Origin of the sequence: Oscillatoria salina IIICB1, from assembly GCF_020144665.1 — a bacterium.
Lineage (GTDB): Bacteria > Cyanobacteriota > Cyanobacteriia > Cyanobacteriales > SIO1D9 > IIICB1.
In genome coordinates, this window is sequence record NZ_JAAHBQ010000073.1 from 1 (window position 1) to 18,346 (window position 18,346).

Annotated in this window: 4 protein-coding genes and 1 CRISPR repeat array; of the genes, 1 reads left to right on the forward strand and 3 read right to left on the reverse strand. The window is 41.4% G+C overall.

Going from position 1 to position 18,346, the window contains the following annotated elements:
- Window positions 1–23: 23 nt before the first annotated feature.
- A CRISPR array of direct repeats spans window positions 24–2,071; the repeat unit is 35 nt; unit sequence GTTTCCATTAATTCAACTTCCGAAGAAGTCAGAAG.
- A 665-nt stretch (window positions 2,072–2,736) separates the two neighbouring features.
- Window positions 2,737–2,937, reverse strand: a complete 201-nt coding sequence (locus tag G3T18_RS19380; RefSeq protein WP_224412234.1) for a hypothetical protein — start codon at window positions 2,935–2,937, stop codon at window positions 2,737–2,739.
- Window positions 2,938–3,154: 217 nt separating this feature from the next.
- On the opposite strand from G3T18_RS19380, the gene G3T18_RS19385 reads away from it, so the two are divergent.
- Window positions 3,155–5,245, forward strand: coding sequence for an ATP-binding protein (locus G3T18_RS19385; protein ID WP_224412235.1), 2,091 nt, complete (start codon window positions 3,155–3,157; stop codon window positions 5,243–5,245).
- Window positions 5,246–5,441: 196 nt separating this feature from the next.
- Here the strand turns inward: G3T18_RS19385 and G3T18_RS19390 are convergent, their stop codons facing one another.
- Window positions 5,442–6,653, reverse strand: a complete 1,212-nt coding sequence (locus G3T18_RS19390; RefSeq protein WP_224412236.1) for a hypothetical protein — start codon at window positions 6,651–6,653, stop codon at window positions 5,442–5,444.
- A 162-nt stretch (window positions 6,654–6,815) separates the two neighbouring features.
- The gene (locus tag G3T18_RS19395) at window positions 6,816–18,284 is read right to left on the reverse strand and encodes a CHAT domain-containing protein (RefSeq protein ID WP_224412237.1); all 11,469 of its coding nucleotides are present in this window, start codon (window positions 18,282–18,284) and stop codon (window positions 6,816–6,818) included.
- Between the last annotated feature and the right edge of the window lie 62 nt (window positions 18,285–18,346).

Genomic DNA, 18,346 nt, shown 5'->3' on the forward strand with positions numbered 1-18,346 from the left:
GGGGGGGTGGGGGAGCCTTACGGGTTTCCATTAATTCAACTTCCGAAGAAGTCAGAAGTGTAAGCAAGTTTGCGAGGTTGACCCAACAACTGGACAGGGTTTCCATTAATTCAACTTCCGAAGAAGTCAGAAGCTTAGGTCAGGGGCCTTCCCCTGCTGATGACGGTTTCCATTAATTCAACTTCCGAAGAAGTCAGAAGAATTAAAAGAGTCAGCTGAAAAAAAAGCTGCAATTCTGGTTTCCATTAATTCAACTTCCGAAGAAGTCAGAAGACGCTTCCCAAGAGGAGGCCAAGAAGGCCTGGGAGGGTTTCCATTAATTCAACTTCCGAAGAAGTCAGAAGACCGGAATAACTGCTTGCAGGCGGGGGCAATATGGTTTCCATTAATTCAACTTCCGAAGAAGTCAGAAGCGCCAGGAGCAGCCTGCTCCTCAGCCGCGGTGTAACGTTTCCATTAATTCAACTTCCGAAGAAGTCAGAAGGTGTCGAAAAAACATTCAAGCAACTTTTTTCAGCTCTTCATGTTTCCATTAATTCAACTTCCGAAGAAGTCAGAAGAAAAAACTTGGAGCCATACCTGGCAAATTATACCGGTTTCCATTAATTCAACTTCCGAAGAAGTCAGAAGTGATGGCTATAGCTGGAAACAGCGTTCAAGCCCCCTCGGTTTCCATTAATTCAACTTCCGAAGAAGTCAGAAGGACGTTACGACGTACTACGGCTGTCCCCCGGACACGTTTCCATTAATTCAACTTCCGAAGAAGTCAGAAGCAATCATCGAGGTTGCACAGGCTCGTGTCCCATTGGACATCGTTTCCATTAATTCAACTTCCGAAGAAGTCAGAAGTATCCTATCCCGAGTACCCTCAGTTAGGGCACTCCACGTTTCCATTAATTCAACTTCCGAAGAAGTCAGAAGTTTTTTCCTGGATGCTGCGGATCCCGGGAAGATTCTAGCAGTTTCCATTAATTCAACTTCCGAAGAAGTCAGAAGACATCCAGGTCCGTTCTGATGATTCAGGGAAATAGTTTCCATTAATTCAACTTCCGAAGAAGTCAGAAGTGCCAAAAGTTAAAAAGGGTTACCAACCTAGCTGGTACGTTTCCATTAATTCAACTTCCGAAGAAGTCAGAAGGAGGAGAATATGATGGGCACATGTTGCTTATCGGGTTTCCATTAATTCAACTTCCGAAGAAGTCAGAAGCTGCGAGAACATCACTTGGAAACGAGACGGCCAGCGGGTTTCCATTAATTCAACTTCCGAAGAAGTCAGAAGTTGTGGTTTAGGGAGCTAAGCTGCTCCCTTACTAGTTTCCATTAATTCAACTTCCGAAGAAGTCAGAAGTTTCCTAAATGCTAACAATGCCAAGATTTTGGCCGTTGTTTCCATTAATTCAACTTCCGAAGAAGTCAGAAGAAAATCACTATGAACGATTGGGTTTTCTTTAAAAAAAAGTTTCCATTAATTCAACTTCCGAAGAAGTCAGAAGCCTTCCCTCCCCGTCTCCAAGACGAGGGCCAGGTCCAGTTTCCATTAATTCAACTTCCGAAGAAGTCAGAAGACGTTTTGGCCCAGGAAACTGGCGCTACCACTACAGAATGTTTCCATTAATTCAACTTCCGAAGAAGTCAGAAGCTCATAACCCCTCGCGGTACCGAAATAGTTGACCGTGTTTCCATTAATTCAACTTCCGAAGAAGTCAGAAGATTCAAGCATTACTGGGGACCGAGACCCCAGTTCAGGAACGTTTCCATTAATTCAACTTCCGAAGAAGTCAGAAGCACGACTACATACTGGGGCTGTCCCCCGGACACAAGAGTTTCCATTAATTCAACTTCCGAAGAAGTCAGAAGATGATAACAACGCTGAAATTTTGGCTGTTGCCTATTGTTTCCATTAATTCAACTTCCGAAGAAGTCAGAAGGTATCACCATTTATCGCGGATGCCCACCGGACACGGTTTCCATTAATTCAACTTCCGAAGAAGTCAGAAGCGTCGCACATTACCATAATGGGTCGTGGCGGATCGATTGTTTCCATTAATTCAACTTCCGAAGAAGTCAGAAGAGGGTCGATCTAGAACCCGCTTACTGAGAGGATTATAACCTAGTAAAATTCCGGGGGTCAAGTCAGTAGCCGAGTAATTGAGAATTAGTGTCATTAATTGTCTCACTTGAAAGCTTGAAAGTCATACACTGACTGGGGTTGGTAGCACTCGACGCAAGAATGGGCATTTCAGCGATTCTTAGACTCCCTCGAAAATGAGGATGAAAGAAAGCCCGACGAAGCGGGCTAGATGTAGTTTTCTTCTCTTTTTTAAGTTACTTGAGCATCTTGACGCTCCCCTGCCTAAAGGCGCGGGGATTCTTGGTTCAACGACACTCCTTACAACTAAAAGGAATCAGTCTCGCCGATTCGACCCCTCCCTTGACAAATTAACAAAAAAGCAATTTTATCAAGAGCGGCAATTAGTTCCAGTGGGATATATCTCCCCAAGCGTAAATTCTCGTGCGCCCCACGATACTCGAAAAAGCAAATTTCTTAACCACTGGTTTTCGGTACTCTGTCGAGTCCGGTGCGTTTTTTAAGAGGTTGTTCGCGCCTCATGTACTGGTATCGCTTTACGTCGTCAACTTAAGACAGTACCGACGAATCCTGTCTGTACCAGGCTACTTTCTTAGAATAGCATCAAAGCCGTCCTATAAGGACGGGGCTTAACCCATTATTCTTGGTCATTCGGACTCAGATGGCGATTTTGACTCTGTGGAAGGGTCAAAAATAACTGCAAAAGTTGCACTGGGGATTAACCTTTGTAAGACTTGTAGATGAGCGAGTGCATCGTTACGTCGGCGAAATTTGGCTACTACTTGGTTTTGGAAGTTAGGGAAGTTTCGCACAATTCGCCAGGGATACAATTGCTCAATGTAAGTCATGGTTTCCTCCTGTGTTTGTCGAGCCTTTTGCTTTTTCGCCTGGTTGTACTTTAATTAAGTTATTTTCACGGAAACAGGTCGGGTTGCCTTTGACTTTTTGAGGTAAATATGGTATAGAATTAGAGCCAGAAATTAGTTTCGTGATTCGCACGGAAAAAGCGCGGTGAAGGTTAGCCCTGACTTATATTGAGTTTAGCTAGTTATTAATTCTGGTTAGATGTCGAAAAAACTACTGTGTCATTTTCTTATCGGTATTCCGGGTAGTGGAAAGTCTACTTTTGCTAGTCAATTGGTGGAGTTGCTACCTAATACTGCAATTGTCTCTACGGATAGGATACGGGAACAATTATACGGTTCCCAGACGATTCAAGGAAGTTGGGAGGAAATTGAGAGGGAGGCGCTAGTTCAATTTGCTGTTAATATCGCTAGGGATAAGGATATAATTTATGATGCGACTAATGCTAAACGCTGTTATCGGCTGGATATGGTGCAAAAGCTGGCTGATTTCGAGCTAGAATTGATTGGGTGGTATTTGGATACGGAAGTTAAGATTTGTCAGGAAAGAAATAGAAAGCGATCGCGCCAAGTACCAGAAGTAGTAATTAAGAGTATGGCAGAATCCTTGAAACGCTTTCCACCGATACCAGCCGAAGGGTTTACTGTTGTCAATCGAGTTGATTTTAGTCAAAAAGAGTTCGATTTACAAACTCTAATTGAGAAGATACCACAGCAAATATCGCGCACCTCAATTAACCGTCATAATCGTACCCATCACCGTCAAATTCAATTACACGAATATTCTCGATTAATCGACTTTGAACGCTTATTGCATTTAATTTCTTTAATTTTACGTTATCCGGGTATCGGCGCCATGCACGTTAACCAACCGGAAACTTTAGCTGCGATTTTTGGTAAGATTCCCCCAATTAAAACATATATAGCAGAAATTAGTTTATTTGTCAAGCATTTTGCTGGAAAAGTGTATGGTGAAGAAAAGTATCTTGCTAGGGACTTAGAATGGTTAGAAAAAAATCACTTTCTTCAGCCGATTTCAGCTCAAAAAACTAACCAAGTTAACTCCCAATCAGAATCTAACGAATTAGAACTAAATTTACTCGACCAACCCAATCTAATTACTCATCAATATTCAGATATAGAGCCATTTCAAAGATTACTAAAAACTATCCGCTTTCTGATCCATCATCCCTTTTTGCGCGACCCAGAACTCACTATTCAAGAAAATTTAATCGCGCAAATGATTCGCGCAAAAGTATTTGACTTTGTTTCCCGCGATAGTCTCCGTAAAGACATCGAAAAAATCCTCAAACCTTATCAAATTTTACCAGAAAAGCCTCTACGACGCGGCTATTATGCAGGAACAGCAATTTTCAGTCCGCGAGAATTACAGAAATTATTTCGCTTAGTACAATCTCAAACCCATCATTTAGACAACCCAGTCGAACTAGAAATTTACGAAACTTTCCGCGAAAGAATGGAAGCTAGTCAACTTTTAACTGAAACTGATACTTATCCAGTACGAATAATGGGAACAAGAGCAATTGTTAACAGTGAAAAATTACCATTTTCAGCTCTAGCTAAAAATCCCGAACGAGTTGAAGAAGCAATTGAAACTGGAGAATTACTCGAACTAAATCGGTTTCCGGGAGTTGGTAAATTTGCGGTGGATAAAGAAGGTTTTTTTCAAGCTTATCCTTTACAATTAGTGTTTCATAATATTGCTTGGTATTTAGGATTTGAAATTGTTGGTGGTAGTGACGATAAATTGTTAAGATTTGATCGTTTAGACAGACTATTTTTAGGAAGAAATACTGGCAAAAATCGCCCTCATCTTGAGCAAAAAAGAGCTTGTCAGAAGTTAATGAAATTGTATGCAGCAACACCGGGAATTTATTTAGGAAATAGTGTCAGCGAACAGCGAAAATATCTAAGTAGTAAAAAAGCTGTAAGAGCTAGCGTTGAAATTCTGCTAGAATTATGGATAAGTGACCGAATTTTTCGTTTTGTTAGTGAAGGTACTCAGCGATTTCCTGTTGGGAAAATGAAGATGTCACCACCGAGAGAGAAAAATAGTCTTGTTGATAAATCTTTGTTTGTTCTATCTCTAACTGGATCTGAAAAATTTCCGAATCGGTTGCAAGTAATCTTACCAAAGTGGTCGTTGTCAGATGTAGATTTGAAGCGTTGGATTTTAGGGTTTGATGGAGAAGTTAAGGTTGTACAACCTCCCGAATATGCTGAATACTTTTTGACAGCAGGAAAAGCGATTTGTGCTGCTTACTCACCTTAGTTTAACTGCGATTCAGAGATTATTTTCCCGGTCGTACAAATGTACTAACTTCAGTTTTTAATAGTCGTAATTGGTCGAAAAAGCCCATAGATAGTGCAGCCCAAGTCTTATCCTAATCTTGAAGCTAGAGGTTGAGAAATGGCGATCGCGATAAAATAGTTATACCATTACCGATCGCAAACATTAGTAATCTAGATTACTTTTTCTGGATTGGTTTATTCTTCGAGGGCTTTTTCTTGTTCGAGAAATTTTTCCGATCCGAGGGCTTTTTCTTGTTCGAGAATTTAGGCTTAACTTTAAATGGCTTTTTATAGCGAGGAATTTCATCAGTAGGAGGTTCGATATCTTCCACCCACTCAAAACAATTACCTTCTGGTAGAAAGCGAAAATTTCCTTGTATAAACCACTTTTTCGGCAAGTCTTCTTTGGGTGTTTTCGGGTTAAATCTAAATGGCTGTACCTCTCCTTCGCGTCTCATTCTAATTGGTACGTGCGTTGCTTTAAATTTTTTAGTAGGGTCGGGAGCTTCAGGATTACGATAAATTGAGATTACAGGTAAGCGAGAAGGAGCGATAAACTGCCAAATTCCACAGAGAGTAAACTGTCCCGGTTCGGTTTCCCATTGATTTTCTTCACACCAAGCTACCACGACAAAATACATTTCTGGTGGTTTCCTGGGGATATATAATACTTTGGGATAAACTCGCAGGAACAAGGGTGTTGAGGGATTATTTTGCAGTTGTTTGCTAAAGTTATACTTTCCTCCCGGACGAAAAGACAAGCGAAATTGATGTTCTCCTATGGAAATCATCATTTCACCATCATCTCGTCGCGATGCTTGACCGTATAATGTCCCGATACCTTGGAAGTAGTGTGAAGTTTCTTTCGTTTCTTCCTTCTCCTCAGCATCTCCAGATGCGTCTGCATCCGCAGTTTTCTCTTCTACCTCAGCCGATGCAGGAGTAGGGGCTTTTTCTGCTGGTGCTACCTCTAGTGTTGTCTCGGTTTCTTCTACCTCAGCCGATGCAGGAGTAGGGGCTTTTTCTGCTGGTGCTACTTCTAGTGTTGTCTCGGTTTCTTCTACCTCAGCCGATGCAGGAGTAGGGGCTTTTTCTGCTGGTGCTACTTCTAGCGTTGTCTCAGTTTCTTCTACCTCAGCCGAGGTATCTAAATCTACTTTCTCTTCAGTATCATCTACTTTAGCTTGCTCTGGAACCTCAGCAGGGGTAGAAGTAGCCGCCTTTTTCTTAACCTTTTTCCGACGCTTCGCAGTGGATGTAGCATCCACCTTATCTTTAAGATCGGCATCCGCTTCTACATCTGGCTTTTTCTCAGCCTCAGTAGGTGCAGCGTCTGCTTTTTTCTCCTCAGCCGCAGCTTTCTTTCTAATTTCAAGAATTTGAAGCATCCTGATTTCTCTAGCAGAAGGCATAATAACTCAAAAAAAAACACCAAGTAACCTATAATAACAAAAAGCTAATAAATCCTGCATCTCAAAACTCAACAATTCTCAACTGTATTTTGGCTAGTCGTACTTCTATTTCCTTAAACGGATTAAACAGACGCGAGCTTACCAGGGACTACCAATCATGGTGAAGGCACTCCAGTAATAAGGATGATTTAGTTGTTTATCGCCGACAACAGTTAAACTAGAGGGTAAATCAAAACTTTGCTCTCCGGTAATTAATTTTCCTCCTTCTAACTTAACTTGACCTTGAATCATGGCTAATTGGGCTTGTCGCAGTGCTTCTGCTTTAATTGGGGCTTGTTGTAATTGTTGATAGAAGGTTGTCATTAGACCGAGCGTACCTTCGTCGCTGACATACCAGAGGCTACCTAATGCTGATTTTACACCAGCTTGGACGGCAAAACCTGCAAATCCTAATTCGGCTTCGCGATCGCCAACTGCGGTTCGACAAGCACTTAATACTAATAATTCCACTATCGGGTTACTTAATTCTAACTGACGCAATTTGGTTAGTTCTAATTTGCGCTCCCAAAATTGCACGTAAGAATTACTCGGTTCTCCTGCTTTAAATTCGCCATGAGTTGCTAAATGAATTATACCATAAGCTGCTGAATTTCGCGCGGTTTTTAAGTTTTTTTCAGTAAATTCTTCATTCAAAAAATAGCGCCCTTGCCATAAATTTCCGGCAATCAATTGTAACTCTATGGGAACCGCAGGTAAAGGGCTTTGGTCGCTAAATTCACTTGCTCCCATTGCTAATACTTGCATTTGCTTGAGATTGCGGTAATTTGTATTAGCTAAACTCAAACTGGGCATTAAGCCGACGCTGTATTTTTCTACTACAAATTGATTGCCGTTGTGGAGTGCAGCCACAGGTAAAGAACGCAAGCCTTCATCCATAATAAAGGCAATATTATTAATTTCTTGTGCCGCTAAATCTGCTTCAACGGGGGCAATTAACCACTGATATAATTGTTGTGCTGATTCCAGGTAGGGACGGCGCTGCCGGACATCGGTGACTCCCCGACGAAAGCTGTTTGCTACTTCGATGAGTTTGGCTTTGGTGACTCCTGGAACTTGTTTGCGAATGGTTTGATTTTGGGGGGTTACTAAGATTAATTCTAGGGTGATTTCTTCTGGTTTCCTAATAGTTCCTTTTACGGTCGGGGGAACAAAAACTACATAAAGTAAGGCGGGTTTGGTTCCGGTTTGCTGGGCGACATTGGCTAAGATTTTTCCGGCTTCGTCGGTGTTGACTTGGGGGACTTCTTCTAAGCCTAAATAAGTGGTAAATGTGTCGGTGAAGTTGGTTTCTATTTCTTGTAAGCTGACGCTGGGGATAGTTGCTGTTGTGGCTATTTGATTAATTTGTGGAAGTATTTCTTCTGCTGCGGTTTCGCTAACTTCTGTTTCTTCTGGTATTTGGCTAATGTCGGTGGGTGCAAATGAGGTTTCGTTGGCTGTAAAAGGTGTTTCTCCTGTTAGTTGGTTGCTTGAGGTTTCGGTTATTAATGGTTGGATGATTGATGGTTGCGGTGTGGGTTCTATTTCTGGGGTTTCAGCTCTGGGAGGGGCTTCTACTCCGATTAAGCCAATATTACCTCGCTGAATGGTGTAGGGGAAAATTTCGCCGAGTTGCAAGGTTGATGTGCCACTGGTGATGATTCCGGCTGTGCCGTTTGTGCTAGAATCGCCGATGATGAAGGGTATGTCTCCTTCTGCGCCGTGTCTGATGATAATATTGCCGTTACCGTTACTGCCAATTGTGGAGATACTACTATTGTTCCCGTGGCGATCGCGAAAACTTCCGGTGGCGCGAAAATATCTCCCGGCGGTTATATCTACTTCTCCCCCTTGACCGGCTGTGCCTCCTTGGGCGTTAATAAAGGTAACTTCGATATCGGCGATCGGATCGAGAAAGACGTTACCTGCATTCCCTACAGTTGCACTACTGTCTATTTCTCCGGTTTGAATGGCGATAAGGGCGTTGACAAAGATCTCTCCCCCTGTGGTTCCCGATGTGGTTAAATTCTCTGTGGTTACTATACCTTCACTGCTGCTAAGGTTGAGACTTCCTCCGGTGGTGATGATGTCGGCTGTGGTTACGTCTCCAATGGCATTTAGGTTGACGCTACCCCCAGATGTGGCGGTTATGGTGTCCGTGGCGGTGATGTTTCCCCCAGATGTAGCGTTGATGTTTTGGGCGGTTATTCCTGCTGTTGAGAGGTCATTTGTACTGTTTAGCCTTAAGTTAGCGAGGGCAAATTTTTGACCCCAATACCTCCCCAAGGATATTTTACCATTGCCCGCCGAAATTGTCAAGTCATAATTTTCCTGGGCAGCGCTGTCGAGAATGTTGGTAAAGTTAAGATCGCCGTTGCTAGTAGTAATGAAGAGATCGTTATTGATAATTATCTCATGGTCGTAATTTTGTGCGTTGATGGTGGTGACGTTACCGTTAAGTTGAGTTGTGCCGCCGCCGCCGATGTTCAAGCTGGTCGCGTTGATGGTACTGTTAAATACAGTGGTGCCGTTGTTGTTAATTCTCAGGTTGCCTAAGTTTTGACTATTTCCGACGCTATCTGTAAAGGTAATATTTCCCGTTCCCGCGTTGATTGTTAAGGATGAGTTACCGTTGAGAGTACCATTAAAGTTGACGTTACCACCGTCGCTGACGAGGAGAGGGTTGTTGACGATGAGGGTATTTCCTTGAAAATTTAAGTCTTGGTTGGTGGTAGTTAGGTTAGCGTGAAGACTGATATCACCGATAAAAGTTACAGAAGCATTATCGACAGCAAGAAGATCGCCTTGAATGAGAATCGAACCAAGAGGAGATTGAATCGTTACCGGATCGGAAAAGACGAGATTATCGTTACCAACGGTAATTGTACCATTTCCCTCTGCCGATCCGATCGCTATATTCGCAAACCCATCGACTAAATTAGCAATTTCGCTTCCACTTAAGTCTAATTCCCCGGTTACACTTCCAATTCCGATTTGGCTAGATTCGTTAATTGGGGCTATATTCAGCGTACCATTTCCGGCGACATTACTATTCAATTCGAGATCGGTTGCGCGAAAGTTGATATCGTCAGCAACATTAATACTTCCGGTGGTTGACAAAATACCGTTACTGATGATGTTGAAATTTCCCCCAATTTCTGCTTCACCGAGATTAGTATTGGTAGCGTTGACTAAGTTAACATTTCCCAGAGTAGTGAGATTAATTGTACCGCTAGCATTTAAGTTATCGAGAGTGATATCTCCGGTGGTGGTAAAGCTACTGGTTTGGTTAAAGCTGACGATACCACTATCGGTAATCGTCCCCACCGCAGTAAGATTAAGACTACCAGTAAGATTAGTTTCACCCAAATCGAGATTGTTGCGATCGCTGAGGGTAAGATTATTCGCATTCGTAACAACTACCGTGCTAAAGTCGTGACTGTTATCGAGAATAATATCCCCAGTGGTAGCGAAAGTGACAATTCCGGGGACGATAACAATACCACTATTAGTAATAGTCCCATTCGCGGTAACATCTAAAGTACCTGCGATATTGAGATTATTCAAATCAAGATTGTCAATATCGTTAAGAATGACATTATTAGCGTTAGCGATCGCCACACTATTCAAGTTATGCTGATTATCGAGGATGAGATCGTTTCCCCCAGTCGCGAAACTTGCTAAACCTGCGACATTTACCACCCCACTAGCGGTAATTATCCCATTTGCAGTAATTCCCAAATTCCCAGAAACATCCACATTTCCTAAATCTAGCTGATTAATATCGTTGAGGATAACATTATTCGCGCCGAGGATAGCTACCGTATTAAAATCATGGTCATTATCGAGAATGATATCATTGTCATTCGCATTCAAAGTCGTAATTCCACCAATAACCAAATTAGCGCTATCGGTTATTGTCCCACCTGCGGTGACATCTAGATTCCCGGTAAGGTTAATTTCTTCTAACTCTAAACTATCTGGGTCATTTAACACCAGATTATTTGCACTAACAATAGTTACCGAAGTCAAATCGCTTGGTTCCAGGAGAATAATATCATTACCATTAGCATCTAGGGTAGTTGTACCGAGAATGTTCAACTCTCCACTATTGGTAATTATGCCATTCGCGGTGACATTGAGATTCTCATCGAGATTAATATTTCCCAAGTCTAAGTCATCGATATCGTTGAGGATAACATTTCCCGCGCTAATTACTGAGACGGTATTGAAGTCGTTATCGTTATCGAGAGTAATATCGTTACCCGTCACATCTATATTAGTAACACCCGCGACAGTTACTATCCCAATATCGCTAAGGAAACCATTTGTGGTGATATCTAGGTTTCCCGTTATGTTAGTCTCTCCCAACTGTAAGTCATTGATGTCGTTGAGAATGACATCTTGAGCATTGTTGAGAGCGATCGCGTTAAAATTATTCTGGTTATCGAGAGTAATATCATTCCCAGTTGTATCTATATTAGTAACACCCGCGACAGTTACTATACCAATATCGCTAAGGAAACCATTTGTGGTGATATCTAGGTTTCCCGTTATGTTAGTCTCTCCCAACTGTAAGTCATTGATGTCGTTGAGAATGACATCTTGAGAATTAGCGATCGCGATCGCGTTAAAATTATTCTGGTTATCGAGAGTAATATCGTTACCCGTCACATCTATATTAGTAACACCCGCGACGGTGACTATACCAATATCGCTAAGGAAACCATTTGTGGTGATATCTAGGTTTCCCGTTATGTTAGTTTCTCCCAACTGTAAGTCATTGATGTCGTTGAGAATGACATCTTGAGAATTAGCGATCGCGATCGCGTTAAAATTATTCTGGTTATCGAGAGTAATATCGTTACCCGTCACATCTATATTAGTAATACCCGCGACAGTTACTACCCCAATATCGCTAAGGAAACCATTTGTGGTGATATCTAGGTTTCCCGTTATGTTAGTCTCTCCCAACTGTAAGTCATTGATGTCGTTGAGAATGACATCGTTAGCATTGGTTATCGCAATAATATTGAAGTCGTTATCGTTATCGAGAGTAATATCATTCCCCGTTGTATCTATATTAGTAATACCCGCGACGGTGACTATACCAATATCGCTAAGGAAACCATTTGTAGTGATATCTAGGTTTCCCGTTATATTAGTGTCTCCCAACTGTAAGTCATTGATGTCGTTGAGAATGACATCTTGAGCATTGTTGAGAGCGATCGCGTTAAAATTATTCTGGTTATCGAGAGTAATATCGTTACCCGTCACATCTATATTAGTAATACCCGCGACAGTTACTATACCAATATCGCTAAGGAAACCATTTGTGGTGATATCTAGGTTTCCCGTTATATTAGTGTCTCCCAACTGTAAGTCATTGATGTCGTTGAGAATGACATCGTTAGCATTGGTTATTCCAACAATATTGAAGTCGTTATCGTTATCGAGAGTAATATCATTCCCCGTTGTATCTATATTAGTAACACCCGCGACAGTTAAGATCCCAATATCGCTAAGGAAACCATTCGTCGTCACCTGAAAATCACCCGCAACATCAATATCTCCCAACTCTAACTCATCACTGTCATTCAAAATCACATCTTCAGTGCTAGTCAAGAAAACCGTGCTAAAGTTATGCTGATTATCCAGGAGAATACTACCAGCAGCATCAATATTCGTATTCCCCAAAATATTCAAGCTACCGCTATCGGTAACATTCCCACCAACAGTAAGCAATAACGTCCCATTAATGTTACTATCGCCTAAGTCTAAGTTATTAACCTCATTGAGAATAACATCCTCCGCGCTAATAACCGAAACAGTATTCAAATCATTCTCGTTATCAAGAATAATATCATTCCCCGTCGCATCCAAGCTAGTCACACCCGCAACCTGTAAGTCACCATTATCAGTAATTATTCCCTTCGCAGTAACATTCAAATCACCCGAAATATTTGACGCATCCAGAATAACCGCATCATTCTCGACAATCGTTACATTTTGTCCAATAATTTGCAAATTCCCAAACTGATTATTTGCGTTATCCAGAGTTATTTCTCCTGTGGGAGTTGCATCCAAAATCGTCACACCCGTCACATTCAAAGCCCCAGTTTGCGAGATCTTAGCTGGAGCGGTAATATTAGTTAAATTTGGTGTCGCTGTCGTAAAATTAACCGTACCACCGAAATTATTTTCCGCTTGATTTAAAGTAATCGCTTCACCCGCAAAAATGCCGTCAAATGCTTCCCCCGAAGCTAAACTATTAACCGTCAAATCACCTGTAACTGTTTGCGAAGGTATCTCGACATTTCCCACACCGCTAACTACAACATCACCATTAGGAAATGTAAATACCGAAAAAATATTACTCGCATTTGGATCGAGATTAACCTGGGGTGCATCAATATCAATATCACCTGCAACTTGAATAACTCCCACTTGAGAAACATTACCTTCCGAGTCGATAGCTAAATCACCACCGACAAAGATAGTCCCTAAAATTGTCTCCCCAGAATTCAACAAAAAGACACCGCCAGTATTAGCTAAACTGGTAGTAAAAGTAGCATCTCCACCGACAGTTAAAACGCCGCTATCGGTAATCGCACCCGTGGAAGTAATCATCAAATTACCTGTAATATTAGCCAAACCTAACTCTGTCGGTGCATTTTCATTAATATTGACATTATTACCTGTAAGTTGCAGGATTCCAAATTGATTATTATTGTTGAGAATAATATCGCCAACGCCAGAATTTATCGTCGTTATTCCGGCAATATTCAAGTTACCACTATCGGTAATAGTCCCCGCAGTAGTAAGATTTAAACTACCTGTAAGATTGGAATTACCCAAATCTAAATTATTGATATCGTTGAGGATAACATTATTTCCTTGAACCAAAGCAACGGTGTTAAAATCATTCGCATTATCGAGGTTAATATTACTTCCAGAAAGAGTCGCAACACCCCCAACCAAGACATCTCCACTATCGGTAATGGCACCATTGGCGCTAAGATCTAAATTACCAGAAATAACAGAGGTAGTTAAATCGACGGCATCGTTTTCAGTAATAGCAACATTTTGTCCGATAATAGCTAACGTACCAAATTGATTGTTAGCTTCGGTAAGAGTAATATCTCCTGCTGGTGTCGCATTTAAAGTAACATTCCCAGGAATTGTTTGTGGTGTTGTTTGCACAATACTGGGTGTAGCGGTGACATTATCGATATCAGAAGTAACTGTATTAATCCTAACTGTACCAGCGAAAGAATTACCGGGTTGGTCTAAAATAATGGCATCGCTATTAAAAACTTCTGTAAATTGTTCCCCAGCAACGAGACTATTAACGGTAAGATTGCCATTAATTGGGGTTTCGGGAATAGCAACTTCCCCAACTCCGCTCACAATTACGTCACCGTTAGGTAAGGTAATAAAGGGGGTAACTGTATTACTAAATTCCAGGGTACCATCGGCAGCATTAATAATTACTTCCCCTGCAACTTGAATCTCGCCATTTTGCGAAACTGTACCCTCAGAATTGACAATTAAGTTACCACCAATAATACTATCGCCGAAAACTGTATCGCCGGAATTAGTGAAGGAAACATTGCCTAAATTAGCAGCCGTAGTTGTCAAGTTGGCTGTACCAGTTATAGTGAGATTACCACTATCGGTAATTGCTCCATCAGCAGTAAGATCGAGATTACCTTGAATGTTAGTTATGCGGAGATTAAGATTTGTGTTATTGCGTGCAAATAAGTCTCCGGCTACATTGGGTTGAAACTGATTAACTTGTAATTCTAAAGGATTGTTAATTGTTCCCACTGAACCTGTGGCATTAAGGTTTAAAATATTGCTAGTAATATCGAGTCCAGTTGGGGCGCTGCTAATTGCACCTGTATTCAGATTAAGCGTGCTATTATTGCCTAAAATAATGCCGTTATTAAAGGTAGTATCGCCGCCATTGATGGTAAGATTAGGCGTAATTGTGCTGAAATCTAGTTCTCCGGAAATTGTCACTGCACCCGTGCCGTTTGTCCTACCAATTGTGATGGAATTAAAGCCCGGCTGTATAGCATTAATTTCCTGATTTGTCAAGGTCAAAGTATTAATTCCGGAATCATCTGTTGCGCCAAGATTGATATTTTGTCCGGGTGTTGCTGGTTGAATAATTAAGTCGTTATTGGAGGTGACAATTACGTCACCTCCTTCAAAAGAAATAAAGTCAATTTCGTTACCAATTAAAGTAATTGCTGCTTCATTAGTTAGGAGAGAATCTGTGAGAAGATTATTAGCAGCAGAGAGAGAAATTATGCCACCATTTCCCATGTCAGAACGAGCATCAATTACATAGGTGGTAACATTAGTACCAGCGTCAATAGTAACTGCACCGCTATTAAGATTACCGCTAGATAAGATAATGTCGTTAACGTTGATAAAATCTAGGGCTGATAAAATTATTGTCCCACCAATACCAGTATCGGAGTTAGAGAAAATAATATCAGTAGCGATAAATCCTCCAGCTTCAACGGTAACATTTCCTCCGTCGCCAGCCGGGGAACTAGAATCAACATTTAAGATGGAAACATCGCCACCAGCAGTTAAGGAAATAATACCACCATCTGCATTACCAGCGATCGCCTGAGTAGCTCCGGAACTATTAAGATTGTCTGTGCTAAGATTACCACCAGCAGTGACAGAAATTGCACCTCCGGCACCACGTTCGGCGCTAGAATCAATATTAGCTGTAATAATATCGCCACCAGCAGTAACAGCTATATCTCCTGCATCGCCATCATCTCCTTTAATAGAGGAAATTTCTCCGGTAATAATATTACCTGTTGCTGTCAAATTTATTGCACCGGAATCTCCTTCAGCAGTAGAGTTAAGAATGGTACCATTGCTGTCAATATCGCCACCACTGGTAATAGTTAAGACTCCACCTACTGTAGAGATATCAGCATTAATATCGACTACATCTCCAGCGTCTAAAGTCAAGTCGTTAGTAAATGTGCCGTCACCATCAGTAGTAATAATACCATTAGTAACAATTGTACCTCCAGGATTAGGCGATCGCAGCGTCGTCGGATTGTTAAACGCCACATCGTCAACTACAGTAATCGTACCGCTACCATCGGCACGTCCAATAATAACCGAGTTGAAACCAGGTTGAATTGTAGCCAACTCAGCAATGGTAAGATCGAGGCTAGCAATTCCTGCATCTCCTCCGTCACCGAGATTAATATCTTGTTCGGGTGTTACTGTCTGAATTAGCAGAGTAGCATCATTGCTGATAATATTATCGACTGGTAGAACACCTATACTATCAAGAACATTAAATTCATCAGCAGTAATATTGATATCTCCACCCTGATTCCCACCAGTAGCAGTAATACCTGCTATATTAATCGTATCAGTAGCAATCAGTGCGATCGCGCCACCATTGCCAGTATCGGAACTAGAATCTAGAGCATTACCGTCGATAAAAAGAGCAGCAAGATCGGGATTGATTGTAATATTAGCACCAGAGTTAATAGCGATCGCGCCACCATCACCATCAGTAGAAATGGCGAAAACTGCTCCTAAGTTAATATTACCAGCCGTGGTAATTTCTATAGTTCCTGCATCACCATCAATCGCATTAGATACTACTTGAGTAATGACAAAATCGCCATTTTGACTAATAATTGAAATATTGCCACCATTACCATCTACATCTGGAATTCCTAAACCACCACCACCAGCCCCATCATCTAAGGAACTAGCAACAACGGAATCTGTGGTAATATCACCACCAGCAGTAATAGTTATCGCTCCTCCATCATTATTATCAGACCTAGAATCAATAAGTCCTGTAGTAATATCACCACCAGCAGTAAGAGTAATTGCACCTCCAGGAAAACCACTACTGGTGTCGATAGTACCAACGGTGATATTTCCACCTGCTTCGATAGTAATATTTCTTCCTGCTGCTTCGATGGTATCAACAATATTCATGGTAAAGTCACCAATACCATTATTATCAGCATCTGCTATAAAACTAATATCACCGCCAAAACCTTGAGTTGGAGCAAAAGTTAATATACCATCGGTTATATCGCCAATTGTAATATCATTAGTGGCTTCCAAAATTACATCAGCAGTATCAGGAAGTCCTTCTAAAGTTGCTGAGGAAATAGTGATTGGATTCCCGTTAAAATCAGCAGCTAAAATATCAGGTAAGGCGGCTGCAACTCCTGCGCTTTCTGGATCTGTATCATCAATAAGAATATCAGTCGGGTCTAATAATAATCTTCCCAAATTACCATTTACGGCACTCAAATCTACACTTCCAACAAAGATTAAATCTTCTTTCCCTGAGATTTCAACAAAGCCACCGTTACCGGAAATTACTCCACCACGAGCAGTAATATTACCGTAAAATCCTGTTACTTCATCCGCCCAAACTATGACTCTTCCACCATCACCTAAACTCAAAGCATTGGCGCTAATTGTTGAGTCATTGCTGACAAAAGTACGCAAGGCATTTGGTACAGTTCCCAAGCCTCGATAATCGCCGCCAATTCTAATATTACCGCCGCCAATTGTGCCGTCAGCGTTAATATTTGCGCCAATAATTCCTACTTTGGTTCCGAAAATATCGAGGTTGCCACCTAGGGAATTAGAGCCATCTAAACTACCAGAAACGATCGCAGTTTCGCTAAGATTATGCGGCAAAATTACGTTAGAATTTGTTAATTGAACCGTACCATCGGGATTAACTGTTAAGCCAGTTTCCACACCAGTACCTGTTAGTAATCTGGGCAAATCTAAGGGTGTAATTGGTAAATCTTGTCCGGTGTTATCCGTAGGAATTTCTATTTCTAAACTTAACAGTTGTCCGGCTTGAGAAATTCTCACTAAATTAGTTCCGGGGACGGCGGCAATGGTAATATTACCTCCGGGGGCGCTGAGAGTTCCGGTGTTAATTACGCTACCACCAAGTAAGGTTAAATTACTATCTGGAGTGACGCTTAAGTCCCCAGCATTAATTATTACTCCTCCGGTGGCTAAATCAAAGGCGAATATGTTAGGATTACCAACTAAATTTTGATATTCATTTGTCCCAAAAACCTGAAACCAATTATCTTCCCCAAAACCAACTCTTGTAGCGGTGGTTGCGAAGAAGTCTCCAGGAACGTTTAATTGAGCGTCAGCGCCAAAAACAATCCCGGCGGGGTTAATTAAATAAAGGTTAGAATTGCCGCCGAGAACTTGAATTAAACCGTTAATTATGGAAGGATCTCCGCCGACTACTCTCCCTAAAATATTGCGAATTTCCGGGTGAGAAAGAAAGCTAGCAATTTGTTCGGAAGATAGTCCAAATTGCTCGAAACTGTGGAATAAATTAGTTCCGTCTCCGGACAAACTACCGCCTTCGATGTAAAATTCTTGACCATCAATACTGATAATTGTACCTGTACCGTCTGTGGCTGGAGTAATTGATTGAGCTAAAACAGGATTATTAGTGATTATTCCGATTAAGGAAAGTAAAGAGCAAAACTTCAACCACGATAGTTTCATTGATTTAGCTCCGGGAACTTACGGAAGGAAAAAAGATTTTTGTTTATGGTAACGAATTATCT

Bases quoted from the DNA above. Each gene is read 5' to 3' on its own strand.
- G3T18_RS19380 (WP_224412234.1), bottom strand. From the start codon at position 2,937: ATGACTTACATTGAGCAATTGTATCCCTGGCGAATTGTGCGAAACTTC.
- G3T18_RS19385 (WP_224412235.1), top strand. From the start codon at position 3,155: ATGTCGAAAAAACTACTGTGTCATTTTCTTATCGGTATTCCGGGTAGT.
- G3T18_RS19390 (WP_224412236.1), bottom strand. From the start codon at position 6,653: ATGCTTCAAATTCTTGAAATTAGAAAGAAAGCTGCGGCTGAGGAGAAA.
- G3T18_RS19395 (WP_224412237.1), bottom strand. From the start codon at position 18,284: ATGAAACTATCGTGGTTGAAGTTTTGCTCTTTACTTTCCTTAATCGGA.